The 23245-nt window shown below is 68.3% G+C and carries 19 protein-coding genes; 10 read left to right on the top strand and 9 right to left on the bottom strand.

The genetic code is table 11. The annotated features are described in order from the left end of the window. Positions 1–58: 58 nt before the first annotated feature. On the bottom strand, positions 59–2530 hold the full coding sequence (locus QZ258_RS10195; protein ID WP_294181226.1) for a DNA topoisomerase (ATP-hydrolyzing) subunit A: 2472 nt from the start codon (positions 2528–2530) through the stop codon (positions 59–61). A gap of 114 nt (positions 2531–2644) precedes the next feature. Here QZ258_RS10195 and QZ258_RS10200 point away from each other — a divergent pair, with 114 nt between their 5' ends. Beyond that, complete coding sequence (locus QZ258_RS10200) at positions 2645–3661, top strand: alkaline phosphatase family protein (protein ID WP_294181227.1); 1017 nt, start codon at positions 2645–2647, stop codon at positions 3659–3661. A 22-nt stretch (positions 3662–3683) separates the two neighbouring features. On the opposite strand, the gene sepH is transcribed toward QZ258_RS10200, so the two are convergent. Then, the gene (gene sepH, locus QZ258_RS10205) at positions 3684–4769 is read right to left on the bottom strand and encodes a septation protein SepH (RefSeq protein ID WP_294181228.1); all 1086 of its coding nucleotides are present in this window, start codon (positions 4767–4769) and stop codon (positions 3684–3686) included. Positions 4770–4967: 198 nt separating this feature from the next. Here sepH and QZ258_RS10210 point away from each other — a divergent pair, with 198 nt between their 5' ends. Continuing rightward, the gene (locus QZ258_RS10210) at positions 4968–5258 is read left to right on the top strand and encodes a DUF4193 domain-containing protein (RefSeq protein WP_294181229.1); all 291 of its coding nucleotides are present in this window, start codon (positions 4968–4970) and stop codon (positions 5256–5258) included. 31 nt (positions 5259–5289) lie between these two features. Here QZ258_RS10210 and QZ258_RS10215 read toward each other — a convergent pair whose 3' ends face one another. Continuing rightward, positions 5290–5745: a DUF3093 domain-containing protein gene (locus tag QZ258_RS10215; RefSeq protein ID WP_294181230.1), complete on the bottom strand. Its 456-nt coding sequence runs from the start codon at positions 5743–5745 to the stop codon at positions 5290–5292. 32 nt (positions 5746–5777) lie between these two features. On the opposite strand from QZ258_RS10215, the gene dut reads away from it, so the two are divergent. The 6 genes from dut to QZ258_RS10245 all read left to right on the top strand — a co-directional run bounded on the left by dut (position 5778) and on the right by QZ258_RS10245 (position 14156). Beyond that, the gene (gene dut, locus QZ258_RS10220) at positions 5778–6248 is read left to right on the top strand and encodes a dUTP diphosphatase (RefSeq protein WP_294181231.1); all 471 of its coding nucleotides are present in this window, start codon (positions 5778–5780) and stop codon (positions 6246–6248) included. Then, positions 6245–6871 (top strand): DUF3710 domain-containing protein, encoded by a 627-nt coding sequence (locus QZ258_RS10225; protein ID WP_294181232.1) that lies wholly within the window; start codon positions 6245–6247, stop codon positions 6869–6871. Before dut ends, QZ258_RS10225 begins: the two co-directional genes overlap by 4 nt. Then, a complete protein-coding gene (locus QZ258_RS10230; protein WP_294181233.1) occupies positions 6868–7614 on the top strand; it encodes a DUF3159 domain-containing protein in 747 nt (248 codons plus the stop codon). The genes QZ258_RS10225 and QZ258_RS10230 overlap by 4 nt, the downstream gene beginning before the upstream one ends. Before the next feature lie 153 nt (positions 7615–7767). Continuing rightward, entirely contained in the window at positions 7768–10584 is a 2817-nt protein-coding gene (gene acnA / locus QZ258_RS10235; RefSeq protein WP_294181234.1) for an aconitate hydratase AcnA, read from the top strand. 9 nt (positions 10585–10593) lie between these two features. Continuing rightward, the gene (gene dxs / locus QZ258_RS10240) at positions 10594–12543 is read left to right on the top strand and encodes a 1-deoxy-D-xylulose-5-phosphate synthase (protein ID WP_294181235.1); all 1950 of its coding nucleotides are present in this window, start codon (positions 10594–10596) and stop codon (positions 12541–12543) included. Positions 12544–12659: 116 nt separating this feature from the next. Further along, positions 12660–14156 carry a DHA2 family efflux MFS transporter permease subunit gene (locus tag QZ258_RS10245; protein WP_294181236.1) on the top strand — a complete coding sequence of 499 codons (1497 nt, stop codon included), beginning with the start codon at positions 12660–12662 and terminating at the stop codon, positions 14154–14156. Between the two features lie 60 nt (positions 14157–14216). On the opposite strand, the gene QZ258_RS10250 is transcribed toward QZ258_RS10245, so the two are convergent. The 4 genes from QZ258_RS10250 to QZ258_RS10265 all read right to left on the bottom strand — a co-directional run bounded on the left by QZ258_RS10250 (position 14217) and on the right by QZ258_RS10265 (position 19495). Beyond that, positions 14217–16373 carry a 3-hydroxyacyl-CoA dehydrogenase NAD-binding domain-containing protein gene (locus tag QZ258_RS10250; protein WP_294181237.1) on the bottom strand — a complete coding sequence of 719 codons (2157 nt, stop codon included), beginning with the start codon at positions 16371–16373 and terminating at the stop codon, positions 14217–14219. 5 nt (positions 16374–16378) lie between these two features. Next, the gene (locus QZ258_RS10255; protein ID WP_294181238.1) at positions 16379–17575 is read right to left on the bottom strand and encodes a thiolase family protein; all 1197 of its coding nucleotides are present in this window, start codon (positions 17573–17575) and stop codon (positions 16379–16381) included. Positions 17576–17685: 110 nt separating this feature from the next. Next, positions 17686–18918: an HRDC domain-containing protein gene (locus tag QZ258_RS10260; RefSeq protein ID WP_294181239.1), complete on the bottom strand. Its 1233-nt coding sequence runs from the start codon at positions 18916–18918 to the stop codon at positions 17686–17688. Next, complete coding sequence (locus tag QZ258_RS10265) at positions 18911–19495, bottom strand: DUF3000 domain-containing protein (RefSeq protein ID WP_294181241.1); 585 nt, start codon at positions 19493–19495, stop codon at positions 18911–18913. The genes QZ258_RS10260 and QZ258_RS10265 overlap by 8 nt, the downstream gene beginning before the upstream one ends. Positions 19496–19615: 120 nt before the next feature. On the opposite strand from QZ258_RS10265, the gene QZ258_RS10270 reads away from it, so the two are divergent. Next, positions 19616–20806 (top strand): S9 family peptidase, encoded by a 1191-nt coding sequence (locus tag QZ258_RS10270; RefSeq protein ID WP_294181242.1) that lies wholly within the window; start codon positions 19616–19618, stop codon positions 20804–20806. Here the strand turns inward: QZ258_RS10270 and QZ258_RS10275 are convergent. Further along, a complete protein-coding gene (locus tag QZ258_RS10275; protein WP_294181244.1) occupies positions 20772–21197 on the bottom strand; it encodes a SufE family protein in 426 nt (141 codons plus the stop codon). The two genes, QZ258_RS10270 and QZ258_RS10275, sit on opposite strands and share 35 nt — an antisense overlap. Further along, entirely contained in the window at positions 21194–22093 is a 900-nt protein-coding gene (locus QZ258_RS10280; RefSeq protein ID WP_294181245.1) for a sulfurtransferase, read from the bottom strand. The genes QZ258_RS10275 and QZ258_RS10280 overlap by 4 nt, the downstream gene beginning before the upstream one ends. A 128-nt stretch (positions 22094–22221) precedes the next feature. Here QZ258_RS10280 and zapE point away from each other — a divergent pair, with 128 nt between their 5' ends. Further along, on the top strand, positions 22222–23226 hold the full coding sequence (gene zapE, locus QZ258_RS10285) for a cell division protein ZapE (protein ID WP_294181246.1): 1005 nt from the start codon (positions 22222–22224) through the stop codon (positions 23224–23226). Positions 23227–23245: the final 19 nt, after the last annotated feature.

The raw sequence follows: 23245 nt of genomic DNA on the forward strand, positions 1-23245 counted from the left end.
GGCGAGCTCTCGGACGGCGAGCTCGGTCGGGTGCGCTCTCGGCGGGCCGTGAGCGCGTCTACAGGGTCGTGCCGATCGAGCCGATGACCGCATCGAGCGGGATGCCCGAGGCGTCGCGCTTGGATCCCGCCTCGGGGAGCGAGCGCAGCGATCCGTCGGGCCCGACAGGTACCGCCGGTGCCGGGCCGACCCAGGCGAGTTCGAGGCTGCTTTCGCCCTTCAGGAAGCTCTGAGCTCGCACCCCGCCGGTGGCGCGGCCCTTGCCGGGGAAGTCCGCGAACGAGCTCACCTTGCCTCGGCCCGCGTCGGTTCCCGCGAGAACCCCGTCCGGGGTGGAGATGGTGACGACGACCGCCGTCTCGGGCTGGTCGACGACGCCGAAGAACAGGGCGCGGGCCTTCGGCGAGACCTTGACGCCCGCCATGCCTCCGGCCGACGGGCCCTGCGGCCGCACGCTCGTCGCCGCGAAGTGGAGCAGCTGCGCGTCGCTCGTGACGAACACTAGCTCGCTGGTGTCGGAGGTGTGCCCGACGCCGACGACCTCGTCACCCGGCTTGAGGGAGATCACCTCGAAGTCGGGTCGGCTCGGCCAGTTCCCGGGTGTCACGCGCTTGACGATGCCCTGTGCCGTGCCGAGGGCGATCGGCTGCTCGCTCGTCAGGGAGACGAGTGCGACGACGTGTTCCTTCTTATCGCTGAGGCCCAGGTAGTCGCGGAGCTTCGCGCCGGCGGCCAGTTGAACCGAGTTCGGCGGCACGACGGGCAGATCGACCGGGGTGAAGCGGATCAGGCGTCCGCGGTTGGTGATGGCGCCGAGTTCGCTGCGCGAGGTGGCGGTGACCGTCGAACGGATCGCGTCATGCCGGCTCCGTCGCGCCGGAGCCGCGGGTGCGTCGACACCTTCGGGCAGATCGATGCGCACCGCACGCCCCGTAGTCGAGAAAACGACAAGGGTGGGGACGTCGGCGATCTCGAGCGCCGCGGCAGCTTGCTTGGCGGCGGCGGAGGCGCTTCGCGGAGGCGCGGGACGCGCCTCGGTGAGGAGGGTGCGCCGCGGCGTTCCGAACTTCTCGGCCGCCTCCGCCAGTTCGCTCGACACGAGGGCGCGAAGACGGGTGGGGGAGCCGAGGATCTTCTCGAGTTGAGCGATCTCCTTCTCGAGCTTGTCGCGCTCGGTCTCCAGCTCGATCCGGCTGAATTTCGTCAGACGGCGCAATTGCAGCTCGAGGATGTAGTCGGCCTGCAGCGTGGACAGGTCGAAGACTTCGATCAGTCGCGCGCGGGCCTGCGCGGTGTCGTCCGAGGTGCGCACGACCTGGATGACTTCGTCGATGTCCAAGATCGCGATGAGTAGACCGAGGACCAGGTGCAGGCGCTCTTGGCGGCGCGTCAGCCGGTAGCGCGAACGCCGGGTCACGACCTCGAGCCGGTGGGTCAGATAGACCTGCAGGAGGTCCTTGAGGCCGAGCGTGAGCGGTCGCCCCTCGACGAGTGCCACGTTATTGATCGAGAAGCCGTCTTCGAGCGGGGTCAACCGGTACAGCTGCTCCAGCACCGCCTCGGGGCTGAAGCCGGTCTTGATGCCGATCACCAGACGGAGGCCGTTCTTACGATCGGTCAGGTCGGTCACGTCCGAGATTCCGGTGATCTTCTTCGACGTGACGCCGTCCTTGATCTTCTCGATCACCTTTTCGGGGCCAACGAGGTACGGCAGTTCGGTGACGACGAGGCCGGTCTTGCGCGCCGTGATGGGCTCGATCGACACCTTCGCACGCGTCTTGAACGAGCCGCGGCCGGTCGCGTAGGCATCCTTGACACCGTCGAGGCCGACGATGGTCCCGCCGGTGGGAAGGTCAGGCCCGGGCACGAAGGCCATGAGTTCGTCGAGGGTTGCGCCGGGGTTGTCGAGCAGGTGGCGCGCCGCCGCGACGACCTCGACCAGATTGTGCGGCGCCATGTTGGTCGCCATGCCGACGGCGATGCCGCTCGCCCCGTTGACGAGAAGATTCGGGTAGGCCGCGGGAAGGACGTCGGGCTGCGTGAGCTGGTTGTCGTAGTTCGGAACGAAGTCGACGACGTCTTCGTCGAGCCCCTCGGTCATCGCGATGGCGGTCGGGCGGAGCCGGGCCTCGGTGTACCGCGCGGCGGCCGGACCATCGTCGAGCGAACCGAAGTTGCCGTGTCCGTCGATCAACGGCACGCGCATCGTGAAGTCCTGGGCGAGCCGGACGAGTGCGTCGTAAATCGCGCTGTCACCGTGCGGGTGGAGCCGGCCCATCACGTCGCCCACCACCCGCGCGCTCTTGACGTGGCCGCGATCGGGGCGCAGCCCCATCTCGCTCATCTGGTACAGGATGCGTCGTTGAACCGGCTTGAGCCCGTCGCGCGCGTCGGGCAGAGCCCGGGCGTAAATGACCGAGTAGGCGTACTCGAGGAACGAGCCCTGCATCTCGGCGGAGACGTCGATATCTTCGATGCGCTCGCCAGTGGGCTGGGCAGGGGTGACGGGAGAAGATGCGCGCGGAGTCATAGGATCGGGGCAATGTTACCGGCGGCGAAATCACACCGGTTCAGCCTTGCCGACGTTCTTCCGAATTGCCTTCTGGCTTTGCGGGGGCAGCGCGGATCGCTGGGCCTTCCGGCGGTGACCCACGCGATTGTGGTTCTCGTGGACGGCCTCGGTGCCGAAGGGCTCACCGCGCATCGGGGCCACGCCCGCACGCTCGCGGCACATCTCGACCGTGACCCGCCGATCGACAGCGGCATTCCGTCGACGACGGCCGCCGCGCTCGCCTCCCTGATGACGGGAACGCGTCCGGGTGAGCACGGGATGGTCGGGTACTCGGTGCTCGATCCGACGAGCGACCGGGTCGTGAACCAACTCACCGGATGGGGTCCGGGCGCCCTCGATCCCGAGAGCTGGCAGCGATCCCGCACCGTCTTCGAGCGCGCGCACGAGTTCGGGATCGAGTCGGTGGCGATCGGCCGCGAGCGCTATCGCGACTCGGGCTTCTCCGCCGCGGTGCTACGCGGGGCCGAGTTCCGGGCGGGCGCCACGATCGAGGACCGCGTCGACGTGGCGATGCGGGAACTCCGTCGCCCCGGGCCGCGCCTGATCTACCTCTATGTGCCCGAGCTTGACGCCGCGGGACACGCGAAGGGCATGGCCTCGGCGGAGTGGACCTCGGCGCTGGAGACGCTCGACGCCGCGCTCGCCCCGCTGGTGGCCGGCCTGAGCTCCTCGCAGGGGGTGCTCGTGACGGCGGACCACGGGATGCTCGACATTCCCTCCGAAGCCCATCGGATCGTCGCGCCGGAGCTACTGACCGGCGTGCGGCACGTCGCGGGGGAGCCCCGTGGGCTCCAGTTGCACCTCGAGCCCGGGGTCGACGCGGACACGGTCGCGGAGGCGTGGCGCACCCACGAGGGACCCCGCGCCTGGGTGGCGACGCGAGCGGAGGCGATCGCGGCGGGATGGTTCGGCCCCGTCGATGCCGAGGTCGAGCCTCGATTCGGCGACGTGTTCGTCTTCGCGCGGCGTCCGATCGCGTATTACGTCGACCCCGAGGACGGCGGACGCGGCATGGTCGGTCAGCACGGGTCGTTGACGTCGACCGAACGGTCGATTCCGCTGTTGCGTTTCGGGGCCTTCGCACGCTGAGTCGCTGTGGGCCCCCGGAGGCCTACTCGTCGTCCGGTCGTGCCCCGAAGACGATGTCATCCCAACTCGGCATGGAGGCGCGCCCCTTGCGGCCGCTCTTGGCAGCGGGCGCCGGCGCGCTGGGGGCGTGTGCTGCCTTTTTCGCGGGGACCGGCGTCTCGATGGGCGCGGTCTCCATCGGGACGTCGATCACCCGGACGGTTCCGGTGCCGGGGCGGTCGGCGAGCTGCTCTTCCGGATCCGGGTCCATCGGGTCGCGTTCTCCGCGCCGTCGACGCAAGGCCTCCAGGAGATCCGCTGTCTGACCGTGGTTCCGACTCGCGCGTTCGCGCGGGGGCGCTGCCGTCGGGGGCGCTGCGGGCGGGGATGCCGGCGCGGGGCGTTCGGCTTTCGGCCGCGCGAGGGAGGCGGGCGGGATCGCTTCAAGCCGCGGACCGGAGCCGTCGGAGGCGTCCTCGATGGTGAAGGCGCCGCTGTCGAAGCGGGAGCCCGGTTCGCTGGATTCGGCGTCGTCGGCGGCGACGGCGCGAAGTCGGGGGATGAGTGGTGCGGGGGCGTCACCCTGCTGCGAGAGCGACTCGGCCTCGCGATTCAGCGGGGAGAGCGCGCCGCGCTTCGCGTCGAAGCCCCACCGGGCGTCGTGGTCGACGTCGTCGGCGCTGAAGGTCAACTTCACGACCCAGCCGCCGCCTTGCTCTTTCCAGCTCGCCCAGCGCTCGTTGACGGCGCCCGCGTCGACGAGTCGACCGCGGATGATGTCACCGAACTGTGCCGAGTCGGCGAGATCGGATTCGCCCGAACCGCGGACCGCGACGGCGAGCGCCGACTGGATGACATACTCGCGCTCCGCGAGGACCGGCCCTTCGAAACGGCGGATGTCCTCGAGCGAGGCCCCGGTCACCGAGGCGACGTCTTCGGCGGACATTCCCGCTCGGATCTGGGCTTGGATCTCGCGCGGGGAAACCTTCCGCGCGGAGCCGGCATCGTGGGAGGCCTGACGAAGCCGCGCGTGCAACACCTCATCGACGGGGACGCGGTAGCGTCCACCGTCATCATCCGTGAGAAGGAGCGCTCCGCTCTCGACTCCGGTGACCTTCAACTCGTGCATGTCGAACGACCTCCAGCCGTCACGATTAACGGACAGGATGCCACGGGAAGCCCGGTAATCCCGGGAATATCCCGGGCGCGCCGCGAGTTGCACGGGAAGCGCCGCGAGCGCGAAAAACTGAGGTTTGCGAATCGCGAGGGAATGATGCAGACTGTGCCCGCCGATTTGCACCGACGGCACCCGAGAAATGGAACGAGCATGGCAACCGACTACGACGCCCCGAGGAAGACGGACGAGGAAACCGAGTCCATCCAGGCCCTCCAGGAGCGTGTCCCCGACAAGATGTCGGGAGTCGTGGATGTCGACGATTCCGACAACCCGGGCTACGAGCTCAGCGGACAGGATCTGGCCGACATCGACCTCGATGTCGTGGTGCTTCCGCCCCAGGCGGACGAGTTCACCTGCGTCAGCTGCTTCCTCGTGAAGCACCGCTCCCAGGTCGACCACGAGTCCAAGCTCGGCCCGGTCTGCCTGGAGTGCGCCTCCTAGGACGCCGTCCGCACCGCGTGTCGGTGCGGCACTACCGCGAGCGCGTGAGCGCGGCGGCGAGTTCCTCGGGTCGACGGCTCGACACCAGCCAGTAGGGCGTGGGATCGTTCGGGTCGTTGAGTTCGATGCGGACGACGGGGCTGATCCAGCCCCGCAGCAGCAACCACGCGCGCGCGTCGAGTCGCTGGCCGCGTTCGGCGACGGCGTCGGCGTCACGGTGCGCGTGCGCGGTGGAGACCAGGTCGCGCCCGATCGCGGCGTTACCGGCGCGCAGAAGTGCGTCATCCACTTCGATGGTCGCCGTGGTGAGGATCAGCGCGACCACGATCGCCCCGTAAAACACGATCGCCGTGAGGACGCCCGCGAGGACCGAGATCGGGAGAAAGACGAGCAGGCTCGCGGGGATGACGAGCGCGGCTGCGATGAACACCCATGCCGACGGCCAGAGTCGTTCGCGGAAGAGTACGGGTTGCGGGGTGCTCGTCATGTCCTTATTCGACCATGGACTAGCCTCAATGCGTGACCGAGTCGATCGAAGTTCTGCTGCGTGCCGCCGCGGAGCCGACCTATGCTCACCCCGGCGATGCCGGTGCCGATCTGACCTCGACCGAGAGCGTCACCATTCCGGCGGGCGAACGCGTCACGCTGGGAACCGGCGTCTCGATCGCGCTCCCCGATGGTTTCGTGGCGTTCGTTGTTCCGCGCAGCGGTCTCGCGGCCAAGCACGGCATCACGGTCGTCAACAGCCCCGGAACCGTCGATGCGGGGTACCGCGGCGAGATTCGCGTCACGCTCCTCAATACGGACGCTCGCGACGCCTACGCGGTCGCGGCGGGGGATCGCATCGCGCAGTTGATCGTGATGCCGGTCGTGCGTGCGCGCTTCGTTCCGGTCAACATCCTTCCGGGAAGCGATCGCGGTCAGGGAGGATTCGGTTCGACCGGATACGGTTCCGGCGAGTCCACGACACACACGGGAGATTCTGCGTGAGCGATACCAGCACGGACGCGACGTCCGGGCCGACCGAACACCCGAAGTCGGCCCCGGCCGACCGCGAAACGGCCGGCCCTCTCGATGAGAGCGAAGCGAATGCCGTCCGCCCTTACGTCGATCTGGGGGGCGTGAAGATCCTGCCTCGACCCGAATTGGCGCTGCGCCTCGAGGTGGAAGAGGGAAGCAAGCGCGTCGTCGCGGTCGCGCTCGACTTCGCGGAGTCGACGCTTCAGGTGCAGCCGTTCGCCGCGCCGCGCTCGAGCGGCCTGTGGCATGAGATCCGCGCTCAGATCGCTGATCAGATCCGCAAGCAGGGCGGTTCGGTGGCGGAGGCGAACGGATCGCTCGGGCCGGAGCTGCACGCCCAGATCCCGGCAACCGGTCAGCAGGGCGGGTCGCGTCTCGCGCGTTTCGTCGGCGTCGACGGTCCGCGATGGTTCCTCCGCGGCGTGATCAGCGGCAAGGCGGCGGTCGATGCGGAGGCCGCGGCCAAGATCGAGGAGCTGTTCCGCAGCGTCGTCGTGGTGCGCGGCGCGACGCCGATGCCGCCGCGTGACCTGATTCCGCTGCACGTGCCCGCGTCGGCTCAGGATCCGCGGTCCGGCGACGCCGCGTCATGAGCGAACCTCGCTCCGATGGCCCCGCGGCCGAGGCGGGGGATGCGCGCGACGCGGTCAGCGACGCCTTCGCCGAGGCGGCGCGTCGCTCCGCGGTCGCGCGTGTTGTGCCGGGCCAAGAGCCGACGGGCGCGGCGCTCTGGGCTGCTGTCGGTGGCGTCCGCGGGATCATCGAGTCGATCCTGCCGGGCGTGCTCTTCTTGGTGCTGTTTACCGCGACCGGCGAGGTCGTGCTGTCGGTGCTGGCTCCCGTCGTGGTCGCGGTCACGTTCATCGCGGTGCGACTGATTCGTCGCGAACCGCTCGGTTCGGCGATCGCGGGAGCCTTCGGCATCGCGTTGTCGGCTGGCATCGCCTTGTTCACGGGCGATGCGCGCGACAACTTCCTCGTCGGCTTTGTCATCAACGCGGGCATCACCCTCGCGATGGTGGTCAGTCTGGTGGCGCGGTGGCCGTTCATCGGGGCGATCGTCGGAATCGTCGCGGGAGATCGCGGATGGCGCGCCGACAAGGCGAAGTTCCGCGTTGCGGTGGTCGCCACGCTGCTCTGGGCGGCGTTCCCGCTTGTTCGCCTCGCGGTCGAACTCCCGCTGTATGTCACCGAGCAGACCTCGGCGCTCGCCACGGCCAAGCTCCTGCTCGGCGTGCCGCTGTATGCGATCGTGTTGTGGGTGACCTGGCTGCTGGTGCGCAGCGCCTGGACTTTCGGCATGTCGGAGTCGGATTCTGCCGAGCAGACGCGCTAATATATCTTGACGTCGAGATAAATCGACGAACGCGACTCCGGTTGAACACCATCCCGCGGGGCTTAGGCTTGCCTTGCTGGACGACGCCGAGCGTCGCGAACAGGATGAGTGTGCGGCGAGGAGATCGCTGCGGACGGTAGAGGGAGACCCACAGTGTCGACGGTCAACAGTTTCAACGCCCGCACTACGTTGAGCGTCGGTGAGACCGACTACGAAGTGTTCCGGATCGACACCGTTCCGGGTCACGAGAAGCTCCCGTTCAGCCTCAAGGTGCTGCTCGAGAACCTGCTGCGCACCGAAGACGGCGCCAACGTCACGAAGGCGCAGATCGAGGCGCTCGGGGGCTGGCAGCCCTCGGCCGAGCCCGACACCGAGATCCAGTTCACGCCCGCGCGCGTCGTCATGCAGGACTTCACCGGGGTTCCCTGCATCGTCGACCTGGCCACGATGCGCGAAGCGGTCGCGCAGCTCGGGGGAGACCCGAACAAGATCAACCCGCTCGCCCCGGCCGAACTCGTGATCGACCACTCGGTCATCGCCGACCTGTTCGGCACCGAGAACGCCCTCGAGCGCAACGTCGAGATCGAGTACGAGCGCAACGGCGAGCGTTACCAGTTCCTGCGCTGGGGCCAGACGGCCTTCGACGACTTCAAGGTCGTTCCGCCGGGAACCGGGATCGTGCACCAGGTCAACATCGAATACCTGGCCCGCGTCACCTTCACGCGCGAGGTCGGCGGAGTGCTGCGCGCCTATCCCGACACGCTCGTCGGCACCGACTCGCACACCACGATGGTCAACGGCCTCGGCGTTCTCGGCTGGGGCGTCGGCGGCATCGAGGCCGAGGCGGCCATGCTCGGCCAGCCCGTCTCCATGCTGATCCCCAAGGTCGTCGGCTTCAAGCTCTCCGGATCGATCCCGACCGGCGTCACCGCGACCGACGTCGTGCTCACGATCACCCAGATGCTGCGCAAGCACGGCGTGGTCGGCAAGTTCGTCGAGTTCTACGGAGACGGCGTCGGCGCCGTCCCCCTCGCGAACCGCGCCACCATCGGCAACATGAGCCCCGAGTTCGGCTCGACGGCCGCCATGTTCCCGATCGACGACGTCACGCTCGACTACCTGCGCCTGACCGGTCGCAGCGAGGAGCAGGTCAAGCTCGTCGAGGCCTACTCCAAGCTGCAGAAGCTGTGGCACGACCCCGCGGTCGAGCCCGAGTTCAGCGAATACCTCGAGCTCGACCTGTCGACCGTCGTGCCGTCGATCGCCGGGCCCAAGCGTCCGCAGGACCGGGTCGAGCTGAGCCACGCCAAGGCGCAGTTCGGCGACGACCTGCTCTCCTACGCGGGAGACGCCCACTCGCGCGTCGACGATGCCGTCGAGGGCACCTTCCCCGCATCCGACCCGATCGGGTTCACCGCGCAGGACGAGGACTCGGCGCACGAGTTCTCGCACGTGCACGTCAGCCACGCGCCGAGCTCGGCCTCCAAGCCGACGGCGGTGTCGCTCCCCGACGGTCGCGACTTCACCCTCGACCACGGTGCGGTTGCGATCGCCGCGATCACCTCGTGCACCAACACGTCGAACCCGAGCGTCATGCTCGCGGCCGGGCTCCTTGCTCGCAACGCGAACCAGAAGGGGCTCAAGGCCAAGCCGTGGGTCAAGACCACGCTGGCCCCGGGCTCCAAGGTCGTCACCGACTACTACGCCAAGGCGGGACTCACCGACGACCTCGAGGCGCTCGGCTTCTACACCGTCGGATACGGATGCACGACCTGCATCGGAAACTCCGGTCCGCTGCTCGACGAGATCTCGGCGGCGATCAACAACAACGACCTCGCCGTCACCGCGGTGCTCTCGGGCAACCGCAACTTCGAGGGCCGCATCAGCCCCGATGTGAAGATGAACTACCTCGCGAGCCCGCCGCTCGTGATCGCGTATGCCCTCGCCGGTTCGATGAACTTCGACTTCGAGACCGACCCGCTCGGCACCGACCAGGACGGCAACGACGTCTTCTTGAAGGACATCTGGCCCGACGCCGCCGAGGTGCAGCAGACGATCGACTCGTCCATCGACACCGAGATGTTCACGCACGAGTACGCGAGCGTCTTCGAGGGTGACGAGCGCTGGCGTTCGCTGCCGACGCCCGACAGCGAGGTGTTCGAGTGGGATGCCCAGTCGACCTACGTGCGGAAGCCCCCGTACTTCGAGGGCATGACGCTGGAGACCACGCCCGTCGCCGACATCGCCGGCGCCCGGGTGCTCGCGAAGCTCGGTGACTCGGTGACGACCGACCACATCTCGCCGGCCGGCTCGATCAAGGCCGACAGCCCCGCGGGCCAGTACCTCCAGGCGCACGGCGTCGACCGCAAGGACTTCAACTCCTATGGCTCGCGCCGCGGAAACCACGAGGTGATGATTCGCGGCACCTTCGCGAACATCCGGCTGCGCAACCAGCTCCTCGATGGCGTCGAGGGCGGCTACACCCGCGACTTCACGCAGGCCGACGGCCCGCAGTCGTTCATCTACGACGCGAGCACGAACTACCAGGCCGCGGGCACGCCGCTCGTGATCTTCGCCGGCAAGGAGTACGGCTCGGGTTCGAGCCGCGACTGGGCCGCGAAGGGAACCTCGCTGCTCGGCGTTCGGGCCGTGATCGCCGAGAGCTTCGAGCGCATCCACCGTTCCAACCTGATCGGAATGGGCGTCGTGCCGCTGCAGTTCCCGGCGGGGGAGACCGCCGACAGCCTGGGCCTCGACGGCACCGAGGTAGTCAGCATCTCGGGTCTCGAGGAGCTCAACGCGGGAACCACCCCGAAGACGGTTCGCGTGACCGCCACCCCGAGCGAGCAGTCGCCCGCGGGCAAGTCGGTCGTCGAATTCGACGCCGTGGTGCGCATCGACACCCCGGGTGAAGCCGACTACTACCGCAACGGCGGCATTCTGCAGTACGTGCTGAGGTCGCTCGTCTAGGCTCGACTCATGTCGATTCTCGAGTCCATCCGGTCGCCTCGCGACCTGGATGGCCTGTCGCCGGAAGAGCTCACTCAGCTCTCAGACGAGATCCGCCGCTTCTTGGTCACCGAGGTGTCCAAGACCGGCGGACACCTCGGGCCGAACCTCGGCGTGGTCGAGCTGACGATGGCGATCCATCGTGTTTTCGACTCCCCGCGGGACGCGGTGATCTTCGACACCGGACACCAGAGCTACGTGCACAAGCTGCTGACCGGGCGGCAGGACTTCTCTCTGCTGCGCCAGCGCGGCGGCCTGGCCGGCTACCCGCAGCGCGCCGAGTCCGAGCACGACATCGTCGAGAGCTCGCACGCCTCGAGTTCGCTCAGTTGGGCCGACGGGATCTCCCGCGCCTTCGCGATGACCGGTCAGAATGACCGCTACGTGGTGGCGGTCGTCGGCGACGGCGCCCTGACCGGCGGCATGACGTGGGAGGCGCTCAACAACATCAGCGACGACAACTCGCGTCGACTGATCATCGTCGTCAATGACAACGGGCGTTCCTACGCTCCGACGATCGGCGGCATGGCGCGCTTCCTCAGTAGCGTGCGCACCCGTCGCGCGTATCGTCGGCTGTACTTCACGAGCCGAGAGCTGTTCAACCGGCTCGGTCCGGTCGGCCGGGCGGTCTACCGCGGCACGCGAGGTGCCGTTCGCGGATTCCTGGCGCGCTTCAGCAACAACGAGGCGCTCTATTCGAACCTCGACATCAAATACGTCGGGCCGGTCAACGGCCACGACCAGCGCGCGCTCGAGCAGGCCTTCCGCCAGGCCAAGGAGTACGACGCCCCCGTGATTGTGCACGCGATCACGCAGAAGGGCTGGGGGTACGAGCCCGCACTCGCCGATGTTGCCGACCAGTTCCACGCCGTGGGACAGATCGACCCCGAGACCGGCGAACCCGTGGATTCGGCAAGCCGGCCCTCCTGGACGAGCGTCTTCGCTGACGAGATCGTCGATCTCGCCGATGGCGACGAGCGCATCATCGGCATCACCGCCGCGATGCTCCGGCCGACCGGGCTGCACCGCCTGGCGGAGAAGTACCCCGATCGCGTGCTCGATGTCGGCATCGCCGAGCAGCACGCCGTGGCGAGCGCCGCCGGACTCGCCTTCGGCGGTCTGCACCCCGTCGTGGCGCTCTACGCGACGTTCGTGAATCGTGCCTTCGACCAGGTGCTCATGGACGTCGCCCTGCACAAGGCGGGCGTGACCTTCGTGCTCGACCGGGCCGGCGTCACCGGTCCCGACGGCGCGAGCCACCACGGAATGTGGGACCTGGCCATTCTCCAGGTCGTTCCGAACATCCGGATCGCCGCGCCGCGCGACGCGACCCGGTTGCGCGAAGAACTCGGCGAGGCCGTCGCGGTGCAGGATGCCCCCACCGTCGTGCGCTTTTCCAAGGGCAGCGTCGGCACCGAGTTCGATGCGGTGCGCCGCACGGATGACGGCGTCGATGTGTTGCGGGAGGCGGGGCACCGCGACGTGCTGATCGTCACCGTCGGCCCGATGGCGAAGCTCGGCCTGCAGGTGGCCGAGCGTCTGGCCGCGCAGGGAATCGGCGCAACCGTCGTGGACCCGCGTTGGGTGGTGCCGGTGCCCGCCAGCATCATCGAGATGGCCGCCACCTACCGCCTCGTCGTCTCGATCGAGGACGGCATCCGCGTGGGCGGGGTCGGTACGCGGATCCGCCAAGACCTGCGCGCCGCCGGCGTCGACACCGCCGTCGACGAGTTGGGCCTTCCCGACGAGTTCCTCGACCATGCCTCCCGCGACGAGATCCTCGAGCAGGTCGGGTTGACCGACCAGCGGATCGCGCGCGACATCGTGGCGCAGGTGCTCGGAACGAGGATTCCCGTCGCGAGGCCCCTCCCGGAGGAGCTCTCCCTCGGTTCGGACCGGATCGACGCCGAGCACGAGTAATCCGAACGTAACTCGGGGAATATTTGTCGGCTCCTCGGGTTATCGTGAAAGGCGCGTCGTCGACGACGCCTGCCGCCGTTTCGGCCCTTTCTCGACATCATCTGCTCGGAGTTCACGTGTCCCACCATTCTGCTGCCGCTGCGGCGCTGCAGCGCGTCGAGCCTTTGTCGGCGCAGACGCGCCTCGCGCTGGTGCTGCTGCTCGCGGCGACCTTCGTCGTCTTCCTCAACGAGACGACGATGAGTGTCGCGATCCCCGAGATCATGGACGACCTGGCGGTGACCCCCGCGCTCGGCCAATGGCTCACCACGGCGTTCGCTCTCACGATGGCGGTCGTGATTCCGATCACGGGCTGGTTGCTGCAGCGTCTCAACACGCGACCGGTGTTCATCGTCGCGATGGCGCTGTTCAGCGCCGGCACCCTCCTGGCGGCGCTCGCCCCGACCTTCGGACTGCTCGTCGCGGCACGCGTGGTGCAAGCCACCGGCACCGCGGTCATGATGCCGCTGATGATGACGACCGTGCTGAGCCTCGTGCCGATGCACTCGCGCGGGCGCATTATGGGGCGCGTCTCGATCGTGATGTCGATGGCGCCCGCAGTCGGCCCGATGGTGGCCGGACTCATTCTCGCGGTCACCGCCTGGCGCGGCATCTTCTGGGTGATGCTGCCGATCGCCCTCGTCATGCTCGCGATCGGAATCGCTCGCGTGCCGAATGTCTCTGAGCCGCGTCGTGTTCCGCTGGACGTGATGTCGGTCATTCTGTCGGCATTCGCCTTCAGCGCCATCGTCTACGGCCTGTCGAGCTTCGGTGAAGCCGCGGAGGGCGAGGTGCTCGTCGCCCCGTGGATCCCGCTCACGATCGGCCTGGTGTTCCTGGTGGCCTTCATCGCCCGCCAGCTCGTGCTTCAGCGCACGGATGGCGCACTCCTCGACCTGCGGACGTTCCGGTCGCGCACCTTCACCATCTCGGTCTCCATGCTCTCGATTGCCATGGTTGCGCTGTTCGGCATGGTGATCGTGCTGCCGATCTACACGGCTCGCGCTCTTGGGCTCGAGGCGGTGCAGACGGGACTGATTCTGCTGCCAGGAGGTCTGCTGATGGGGCTCATGGGGCCGCTCGTTGGACGCCTCTACGACCGTCTGGGCCCGCGACCGCTCGTGATCCCCGGTGCGGTGATCGTCAGCGTGGTGTTCTGGGGGCTCACCCTGATCTCGACCGAGACCCCGGTCGGAATGCTCATTGCCGCCCATGTGGCGCTCAGCGTCGGTCTCGCGCTCCTGTTCACGCCGCTGTTCACCTCGGGGCTCGGGGCGCTCCCGCCGCACCTGTACTCGCACGGCAGCGCCACGGTGATGACCATCCAGCAGGTGGCGGGAGCGGCGGGCGCCGCGTTGTTCATCGCTTTCTTGACCATCGGGACGATCGCGACCGGCGCCGCCGACCCGAACCTCGCGACGCCCGAGCAGCTGGCGGTCGGGGTTCGACTGGCGTTCCTCACCGGCGCGATCGTGTCGGTCGTGCTGATTCCGGCGGCGTTCCTCGTCCAGCGCCCGGCGAAGCCGGAGCTCAGCGATGAGGAGCTTGAAGCGGCCGCGCCCGTCGGGCACTGATCGCCAACGACGGCGGGCCGCCTCCGAAAGGGAGACGGCCCGCGAACGTTGGTGCTGAGCTCAGCTGACCCCCGCGATCCGCGGTTCGTGGAACGCGGCACCGAAGGCTCGCTCGCTCGCTCCCGCGCGGTCGAGGTAGGGGGTCGCGCCTCCCATCTGGAACGGCCACCCGGCGCCGAGAATCATGGCCAGGTCGATGTCCTCCGCGGCCGCGACGACGCCGTCGTCCAGCATCCGCTTGATCTCGTCGGCGAGGCCATCCTCCAGCTGCACGCGCAGTTGCTCCGGCGTGAGGGGCTGGGCGTCGGCGGGACGGTGCTTCGCCACGATCGCGAGCGCCTTCTTGTCGTAGCCCTTCGTCTTGCCCTTGGAATCCTTCTCGAAGATGTGTCCGTACTCCGCGAGTTCGTGAAGCGCGGCGCTCTCGAAGAAGCGATCCGGGAAGGCGGCGTGGTGGGTGTCGAGCACGTGCGCGCCGACCTTGAGGCCGACCAGCTCGAGCAGCACGAACGGATCCATCGGCATCCCGAACGGGCGCACCGCCTCCACGACGTCGTCGAACGGCATTCCTTGCTCGACCGCGTGCATCGCCTCGCCGAGCACCTTGGCCAGCACGCGGTTGACGATGAAGCCGGGGGAGTCGGTGGTGATGATCGCGGTCTTGCGGAGCTTCGCGGCGATCGACATCGCGGTCGCGAGTGCCTCCTCGTCGGTCTTCGAGGCGTTGACCACCTCGATGAGCGGCATGACCGCCACCGGGTTGAAGAAGTGGAAGCCGACGAGACGTTCGGGATGAGCGAGCTTCGCACCGATCTCGTCGACGGACAGCGACGACGTGTTGGTTGCGAGAATCGCCTCCTCGGAGAGGAACGGCTCGACCTGGGCGAACACCTCCTGCTTGACCCCGACCTCCTCGAAGACGGCCTCGATGACCCAGTCGCACCCGGCGAAATCGGCCTTGTCGGTCGTTCCCGTGACGAGAGCCTTCAACTGGTTCTTCTCGTCTGAGCCGATGCGACCCTTTTCGTGCAGGGCGTCGATCTCACCGCGGATGTAGTCGAGTCCCTTGTCGACGCGAGCCTGGTCCAGATCGGTGATGACCACCGGAACCTGGAGGCGTCGCACGAACAGGAGCGCGAACTGCGAAGCCATGAGCCCGGCGCCGAGCACGCCCACCTTGGTGACGCGGCGCGCAAGCTCCTTGGGCGGTGCGCCGGCGGGCTTCTTGGCGCGCTTCTGCACCAGGTTGAAGGCGTAGATCGAGGCGCGGAACTGGTCGCCGGCGATGAGTTCCGCGAGCGCGGCGTCCTCGGCGGCGAACCCGGTGGCCTTGTCGGTGTTCTTGGCCGCCTTGAGCAGCTCGAGTGCCGTGTAGGGGCTCTTGGCGACCCGACCGATCCGGCTCGCGAGCGTCTTCTCGGCGATGCCGATGGCGACGTCCCACTTGACGGCGCGCTCCAGCTTGCCGGGCTCGTTCTTGCGCTTCACCTTGACCGTGCCACTCAGCACCCCGTCGGCCCAGCGCAGCGAATCCTCCAAGAAGGTCGCGGGACCGAACATCGCGTCCGCGATGCCGAGCTCGAACACCTGCGGGCCCTTGAGCATCCGGTTGTTCTTCAGCGGGTTGGAGATGATCACCTCGAGAGCGTTCTCGATGCCGATCAGGTTCGGAAGCAGCCACGCCCCGCCCCAGCCCGGGATCAGCCCGAGAAACACCTCGGGGAGCGCGAACGCCGGAACCGAGGAATCGACGGTGCGGTAGGTCGCGTTGAGACCGATCTCGACGCCGCCACCGAGGGCGAGTCCGTTGTAGAACACGAATGACGGCACGCCGAGCTCGTCCAGCTTGCCGAGCACGTGGTGGCCGAGCTGCGCCATCAGCAGACCCGTCTCGAAGTCGGGGATGTCTCCGACCCGCGACAGGTCGGCGCCGGCCGCGAAGATGAACTGCTTTCCGGTGACGGCAACGCCGTCGATCTCTCCCGCGGCGGCCCGGGCGGTCAGCTCGTCGAGACGCTCGCCCAGCTCGACGAGCGTTTGCGGCCCGAGCGTGTTGGGACGCGTGTAGTCGCGATCGTTGTCGAGCGTGATGAGAGCGAGGGTCTTGCCGCTCGGCAGGGGGATGTCGCGCACGTACGAGTGCGCGACGACCTCGTCGGGGTCGAGCCCCAGCAGCTTCGAGAAGTCGGGGATTTCGGTCGTCTTCGTCGTGGCCATCCGTCTTACTTCTTTCCGGTGTAGTGCGGGTTTTCCCAGATGACGCTTCCGCCCTGGCCGAGACCGACGCACATGGCGGTGAGACCGAAGCGAACGTCGGGGCGCTCCTCGAACTGGCGGGCGAGCTGGATCATCAGACGGACACCCGAGGAGGCGAGCGGATGCCCGACGGCGATCGCGCCGCCCCACGGGTTGACGCGCGGGTCGTCGTCGTCGATGCCGAAGTGGTCGAGCAGCGAGAGCACCTGCACGGCGAAGGCTTCGTTGAGCTCGAACAGCCCGATGTCATCGATCGTCAGGCCTGCCTTGCGCAGGGCCTTCTCGGTGCTCGGGATCGGCCCGATGCCCATTACTTCGGGCTCCACGCCCGCGAAGGCGAAGCTCACGAGCTTCATCTTGACGGGAAGGTTGAACTCGGCGGCGGCATCCGCGCTCGCGATGAGCGACACGGTGGCGCCGTCGGTGAGCGGGGAGGCGTTGCCAGCGGTGACGCGACCGTGCGGTCGGAACGGCGTCTTGAGACCGGCGAGACCTTCCATCGTGGTCTCGGGGCGCAGTCCCTCGTCCTTCGTGGCGAGTCCCCACCCCTCGTCGCTCTTGATGGCGACGGGGATTAGGTCGGGCTGGATCTTGCCCGCCTCGTAGGCGGCGGCGACCTTCTGCTGGCTCAGCATTCCGAAGCGGTCCGCGCGCTCCTTGGTGAGGGCGGGGAAGCGGTCGTGCAGGCGTTCGGCCGTGATGCCCATGTTGAGCGCATCCGGCGACACGAGCTTCTCGGAGAGGAAGCGCGGGTTCGGGTCGGCGTCGAAGCCCATCGGGTGGCGGCCCATGTGCTCGACGCCGCCGGCGATGGCGAGGTCATAGGCGCCGAAGGCGATCGCGCCCGCCACGGTCGTGACGGTGGTCATGGCGCCGGCGCACATCCGATCGAGGGCGTAGCCGGGAACCGTGATCGGCAGGCCCGCAAGAATGGCGGCGGTGCGACCGAGGGTGAGCCCCTGGTCGCCGGTCTGAGTGGTCGCGGCGATCGCGACGTCGTCGATGCGGTCCTGGGGCACATTGGGGTTGCGCTCGAGGAGTCCGATCATCGCCTTGACGATCAGGTCGTCGGCACGGGTGTTCCAGTACTGACCCTTCTCGCCGGCTCGTCCGAAGGGAGTGCGAACTCCATCCACAAAGACGACTTCTTTTCCGTGGGCCACGATGCCTCCTGAGCGTTCTCGAGCGACCGCGGGATTTCCGCGGCGGCGCAGACGGGAATAGTCCCGATCCTACGAAGGCGAGACGACTCCGTCGCGTCCTTTGATTCTTCCTACGAATCGCTCTCGGCGCTGGGTGTGGGCTCTTGGGGCGGATCGACAAAGATGTCGCAGATGAGTTGTGCAGTTGCGGCGCGCTGCCACGGGCGAGCGCCGAGCGCGGCGAGCGCCTCGTCGACCGTCTCCGCGCTGAGCGGCTCGGGCGGACTCCAGGCCACGCGGCGCAGGTAGTCCGGCGTTAGAAGGTTCTCCAGCGGCAGCTCCATCGACTGAGCGAGCTCGTCGAGGGCGGGACGCACGGCCTTCAGGCGTGCATTCGCTTCGGGATTCCGATCGGCCCAGATGCGCGGTGGCGGCAACTGGTCGGAGGGCGGGCGAACCGCCGGCAGGTCCTCGGTCGCGCGGCCGGCCTCGATCGCGGCGAACCAGCGGTCGAGCTGACTGCGGCTCGCACGTCCGGTGAACTCCTTGATCCCGGCCAGTTCCTTCTTCGTCGCGGGGGCGCGGCGCGCGGCAGCGACAAGTGAGGCGTCGGGAACGAGTCGACCGGGCGCCGTGTCAATCTCCTGGGCGTAGCTGTCGCGCGCGATCCACAGTTCGCGGGCGATGGCGAGCAAGCGGGCGTTCCGCAGCGACTGCACTCCCGACAGTCGACGCCAGGGTTCGACGCGCTCGACGACCGGGCGATCGAGCACCGCCTGGAACTCCTGGCGCGCGATCTCGGTCTTACCGTTCGCGTCGAGGATCGCCGCGATCTCGGTGCGGAGCCGGGGGAGCAGCTCGACGTCGAGCGCGGCGTAGACGAGCCAGCTCTGCGGGAGCGGCCTCGTCGACCAGTCCGCTGCCGAATGCTCTTTGGCCAGATGGATTCCGAGCAGGCTCTCGACGACGGCGCCAAGGCCGACGCGCGGCAGTCCCGCGAGGCGGGCGCCCAATTCGGTGTCGAAGATGACGGTGGGATCGAGTCCGATTTCGCGAAGACAGGGCAGATCCTGGCTGGCCGCGTGCAGGATCCATTCGTCGTCGGCCATCACCGCGGCGAGTTCCGAGAAGTCACCGATCGCGGGCGGGTCGAAGAGGAACGTCCCCGCCCCGGTGCGGAACACCTGCACCAGGTACGCGCGCTGCGAGTAACGGAATCCGGAGGCGCGTTCGGCGTCCACCCCGAACGGGCCCGTTCCCAGGGCGAGCGATTCCACGGCCGCGAGGTAGTCCTCGCGGGTCTCGATGACGGCGTGCGACGTGGCGGGAGGAGTCAGGGGGACGGGAGTTTGTTGATCAGTCACGAGCCATCCGGTGTCGAGGAAGGAGTCCGACGACGTCTGCCGACGGGGGGAGGCCCGCCAGAAGACACAACAGATCCCCCCACGCCTCGAGGTGGGCGCCGAAACCGGTTCCGCGCGGGGTCCACGAGGCCCGGATTTCGATCTGTGCGCCGTCGCCGTGCCCGGCGAGTTCGCCGAACCCGGTCGAGAGGATCTTCGTCGCGGTGCCGGACTCCACGTCATGCTCGGCGAGGCGCGCCGACAGCGCATCCACGAGCCACGACCATGCTACGTCGGCGACGAATGGGTCGAGTCCGATGTCGGTCTCGAGGGGGGCCTGCGCGAAGCAGACGATGCGAAACGCGCCGTCCCAGGCTTCGGGCTCCTCGGGATCGTGCAGCAGGATGAAGCGTCCCGTCCCGAGCACCGAATCGACACCGTGCGCGGAGGGCCGCACATCGGCCGCGAAGGCGATCGCCGACGGGGCGAGGCCCGACGGCGCCGGGATCTCCGTGAGGACGAGCTCTGACCGCACCGTGGCGCTGCGAACGGCGGCCACGGCGGCCTGGAATGCCGCGGGTTCCGTGAGGTCAGACACTGGAGCAGCCACCCCCGCAGACTAGGGTTTATCAGGACGTGGTGTCACATGCCACGCCGACTCTCGAAGCCCCTGGGGGTACGGATGCGTACAGAATCGCGTGGATCGACGGCCGCTCGTGTGGCCGTGGTTCTGGGCGTCGGCGCTCTCGCCGCGGTGGGGACCGCCGCCCTGACGGCGGGCGCCCTGAGCGTCTACGCCGCTCGGACGGTCATCACCCCGCCGTCGCGCCGACCGGATGACATTCCCATTCTCCGCGTCGATCTCGCGGCCAGGATCATCGTGCTCGGCGCGACGCTCGATTCCCGGCTGCCGGGCGAGTACAGCCTGTGGTTCGCGGGCGACACCGGGCACGCGGTGCTCGGTGACATTATCGACTCGGATGAGCGCACCGTCACGCGGCGGCTCCTCCGGGTCAACTTCGGTGCACTCGAGCGGGCCCGGCATGGCCGGTTCAGCGGCTGGGTCTACCTCGCGCCGGAGGAGCTCGGGGTGCGCTCCCGCGAGGTGTCGATCGCCACGCCGCTCGGTGATGCGCCCGCATGGCATGTTCCGGCCGCGTGGGACGAGACCGATCGGCCCGCCGACAATCCGCGCTGGGTGATTCAGGTGCACGGCCGCGCCGTACGCCGTGCCGAGACGATTCGGGCCGTCCCGGTCTTCGCCGACCACGGGTATGACTCGCTGCTGATCTCCTATCGCAACGACGGCGATGCTCCGCGCAGCCCCGACCATCGCTACGCCCTGGGCGATCGTGAGTGGCGCGATGTCGAGGCAGCGCTGCGTTTCGCGGTGGCGCACGGCGCGCGGGAGATCGTGCTGATGGGCTGGTCGATGGGCGGTGCGACCGTGCTGCAAACACTGACCCGCTCGGCGTACCGCACGTACATTCGCGGCGTCGTGCTCGACTCGCCGGTCGTGGACTGGCTGGTCACCCTCGACTTCCAGGCGGCGTCGAGACGCCTCCCGCGGATCGTGCGGTTCGGCGTCTTCACGCTGTTCCGGGAGCGGTGGGGTCGCTTCTTCACCGGGCTCGCGGAACCACTCGACTTCGAGCGCCTCGATTTCGTCGCGCGCGCCCGCGAGATCGAGGTGCCGGTGCTCCTGCTGCACAGCGACGATGACGGCTTCGTGCCGTCGGATGCCTCGCGGGCGCTGGCGGCGGCACGACCGGATGTCGTGCAGTTGGAGGTGTTCCAGGTGGCGCGGCACACCAAACTCTGGAACTACGACCGCGAGCGCTGGGAACGCGTGGTCGGTGACTGGCTCGCCGCGCTCAGGCCGCAGTCTTCTCGCGAACCTGACGCTTGATTCGGCCGAGCATCGCGGTCATCCCGCGGAGTCGAAGCGGGCTGACGGCGTCGGTGAGTCCGATCGTCAGCGGGTAGTCGTCCGGGACGGCGAGCACCTCGTCAACGCGGAGGCCGTCGAGTCCCTGCGCGAGGATCGAGGCGAACCCGCGCGTGGTGGGGGCCTCACGCGGCGCGGTGACGTGCAGGTGCACGCGAGAGTCGTCATCCACTTCGGTGAAGATGAAGACGGGTGACTGGCACTCCTCGACGCGCTCGAGGAGGTCCGGATGGTCGACGTATCGCTCCGGGAGCGCCGGCAGTTCGTTCGAGAATTCGAGCAACAGCTGAAGCCGCTCGCGCTGCTCGATCGCGAGGAACTCTTCGCGGATCTCGTCGAGAGCGCCGCTCACAATGCGGGGACCAGTCCCGGCTCGGTGCCGCGGACGATCGGGACGCGCACGGCGCTGCCCCACTCGGTCCAGGATCCGTCGTAGTTGCGCACGTTGTCGAAACCCAGCAGGTGGGTCAACACGAACCAGGTGTGCGCGGAGCGTTCGCCGATCCGGCAGTAGGCGATCACCTCGTCGTTCGCGCCGAGCCCCGCGTCGTCGAGGTAGATCTTCTCGAGTTCGGCACGCGGCTTAAAGGTGCCGTCCTCCGCGACCGCACGGGCCCACGGCACGCTTTTCGCCCCGGGAATGTGGCCGCCGCGCAGGGCGCCCTCCTCCGGGTAGTTCGGCATGTGGGTCCGCTCGCCCGAGTACTCCTCCGGGGAGCGCACATCGATCATCGACTTGCCGAGGTGCGCCAGCACCTCGTCTTTGAAGGCGCGGACCGTGCGGTCGTCGCGGTCGATCACCGGGTATTCGGTGCGCGGACGCGCGGGGAGCGCGGTGGTGTAGGGGCGGCCTTCGGCCTCCCATCGGGCGCGGCCGCCGTCGAGCAGACGCACGTCGGCGTGCCCGAACAGGGTGAAGACCCACAGGGCGTAGGCGGCCCACCAGTTGTTCTTGTCGCCGTAGATGACGACGGTGTCGTCGCGGGCGATTCCCTTCTCGCTGAGCAGCGCCGCGAACGCCTCCCCGTCGACGTAGTCGCGCGTGACGGGGTCGTTGAGTTCGGTGTGCCAGTCCACCTTGACCGCACCCTCAATGTGTCCGGTCTCGTAGAGCAGCACATCCTCATCGGATTCGACCACGACGAGCCCCGGCGTGCCGAGCTGCCCGGCGAGCCAGTCGGTGGACACGAGTCGTTCGGGGTGGGCGAAATCGGCGAAGGCGGGGGAGGAATCGGGCTGAATCGTCATGGGTTCTCCTGGTGCGGGGCGGCGCTAGGCTGGACGCGAACCGCATCATCAACTCTATGCAGTCGCTCGGAAACGTGCCGAGGGCAGGTAAGAGTTCGACACCTTCCTTCGTGAGTGAGGCCCTCTCGATGCCGCCGAGCATTTCGTCGTTGACTGATCGCGCCCCGCAGATGAGCGGTGAGGAGCTGGCGTCATCGCTCGTGCCGCCGCGGCAGTTCGAGGCCGCCACCTTGGACAACTACCGTCCCGACCCGGACTTCCCCTCTCAGGCCGAGGCGCTCGAGGCGGCGCGTTCGTTCGTCGCCCCGCGACCGAGCGCCGGGCTGTTCTCCCGCAAGAAGGCTCCCGCACCGAAGCCCGGGCTGTACCTCGACGGCGGGTTCGGCGTCGGCAAGACCCACCTGCTCGCGTCGCTCTGGAAGGTCGCGCCCGGTCGCAAGTACTTCGGCACCTTCATCGAATACACCGCGCTCGTCGGTGCGCTCGGCTTCGCGGGTGCCGCCGCGTTGCTCAAGGGCGCCAGCCTCGTCGCGATCGATGAGTTCGAGTTGGATGACCCGGGCGACACCATGGTGATGACCCGCCTCCTGGGTGAGTTGGCGGAGGGCGGCACGCGGATCGCGGCGACCTCGAACACGCCGCCGAACGCACTCGGCGAAGGGCGGTTCGCCGCCGCGGACTTCTTGCGCGAGATCCACGCGCTGTCGGCGCGCTTCGACATTGTGCGGATCGACGGCCACGACTACCGCCGTCGTGACATCGAAGGCCACGCGCGCACGGTTGATCCTGAAGACTACGCCGCCGCGTTGGATGCGAAGAGCGGCACCGTCACCGATGACGAGTTCGACGCCGTGCTGCGGCATCTCTCGCGGGTGCACCCGTCGCGGTACGTCCGGCTCGTCGAAGGGCTGGAGGCCATCGGGCTGCGCGACGTGCGCACGCTGCACGACCAGTCGGATGCCCTGCGCTTCGTCGCGCTCGTCGACCGGATCTACGACGCGCAAGTTCCGATCGTGTCGACCGGAGTTCCGCTCGATCAGGTCTTCGGCGATGAGATGCTCGGCGGCGGCTATCGCAAGAAGTACCTGCGGGCCGTCTCGCGGTTGATCGCGCTCACCACCGGCACCGACTGACGGCCGGCGTCACCCCGGC

Origin of the sequence: uncultured Schumannella sp., assembly GCF_905479755.1 — a bacterium.
Lineage (GTDB): Bacteria > Actinomycetota > Actinomycetes > Actinomycetales > Microbacteriaceae > DCRR01.

Excerpts from the sequence above, each read along its gene's own strand:
- dxs (WP_294181235.1), top strand. The coding sequence starts at position 10,594 with ATGTCGATTCTCGAGTCCATCCGGTCGCCTCGCGACCTGGATGGCCTG.
- zapE (WP_294181246.1), top strand. The coding sequence starts at position 22,222 with ATGCCGCCGAGCATTTCGTCGTTGACTGATCGCGCCCCGCAGATGAGC.
- QZ258_RS10210 (WP_294181229.1), top strand. The coding sequence starts at position 4,968 with ATGGCAACCGACTACGACGCCCCGAGGAAGACGGACGAGGAAACCGAG.
- QZ258_RS10215 (WP_294181230.1), bottom strand. The coding sequence starts at position 5,745 with ATGACGAGCACCCCGCAACCCGTACTCTTCCGCGAACGACTCTGGCCG.
- sepH (WP_294181228.1), bottom strand. The coding sequence starts at position 4,769 with ATGCACGAGTTGAAGGTCACCGGAGTCGAGAGCGGAGCGCTCCTTCTC.
- QZ258_RS10230 (WP_294181233.1), top strand. The coding sequence starts at position 6,868 with ATGAGCGAACCTCGCTCCGATGGCCCCGCGGCCGAGGCGGGGGATGCG.
- QZ258_RS10195 (WP_294181226.1), bottom strand. The coding sequence starts at position 2,530 with ATGACTCCGCGCGCATCTTCTCCCGTCACCCCTGCCCAGCCCACTGGC.
- QZ258_RS10250 (WP_294181237.1), bottom strand. The coding sequence starts at position 16,373 with ATGGCCACGACGAAGACGACCGAAATCCCCGACTTCTCGAAGCTGCTG.
- QZ258_RS10280 (WP_294181245.1), bottom strand. The coding sequence starts at position 22,093 with ATGACGATTCAGCCCGATTCCTCCCCCGCCTTCGCCGATTTCGCCCAC.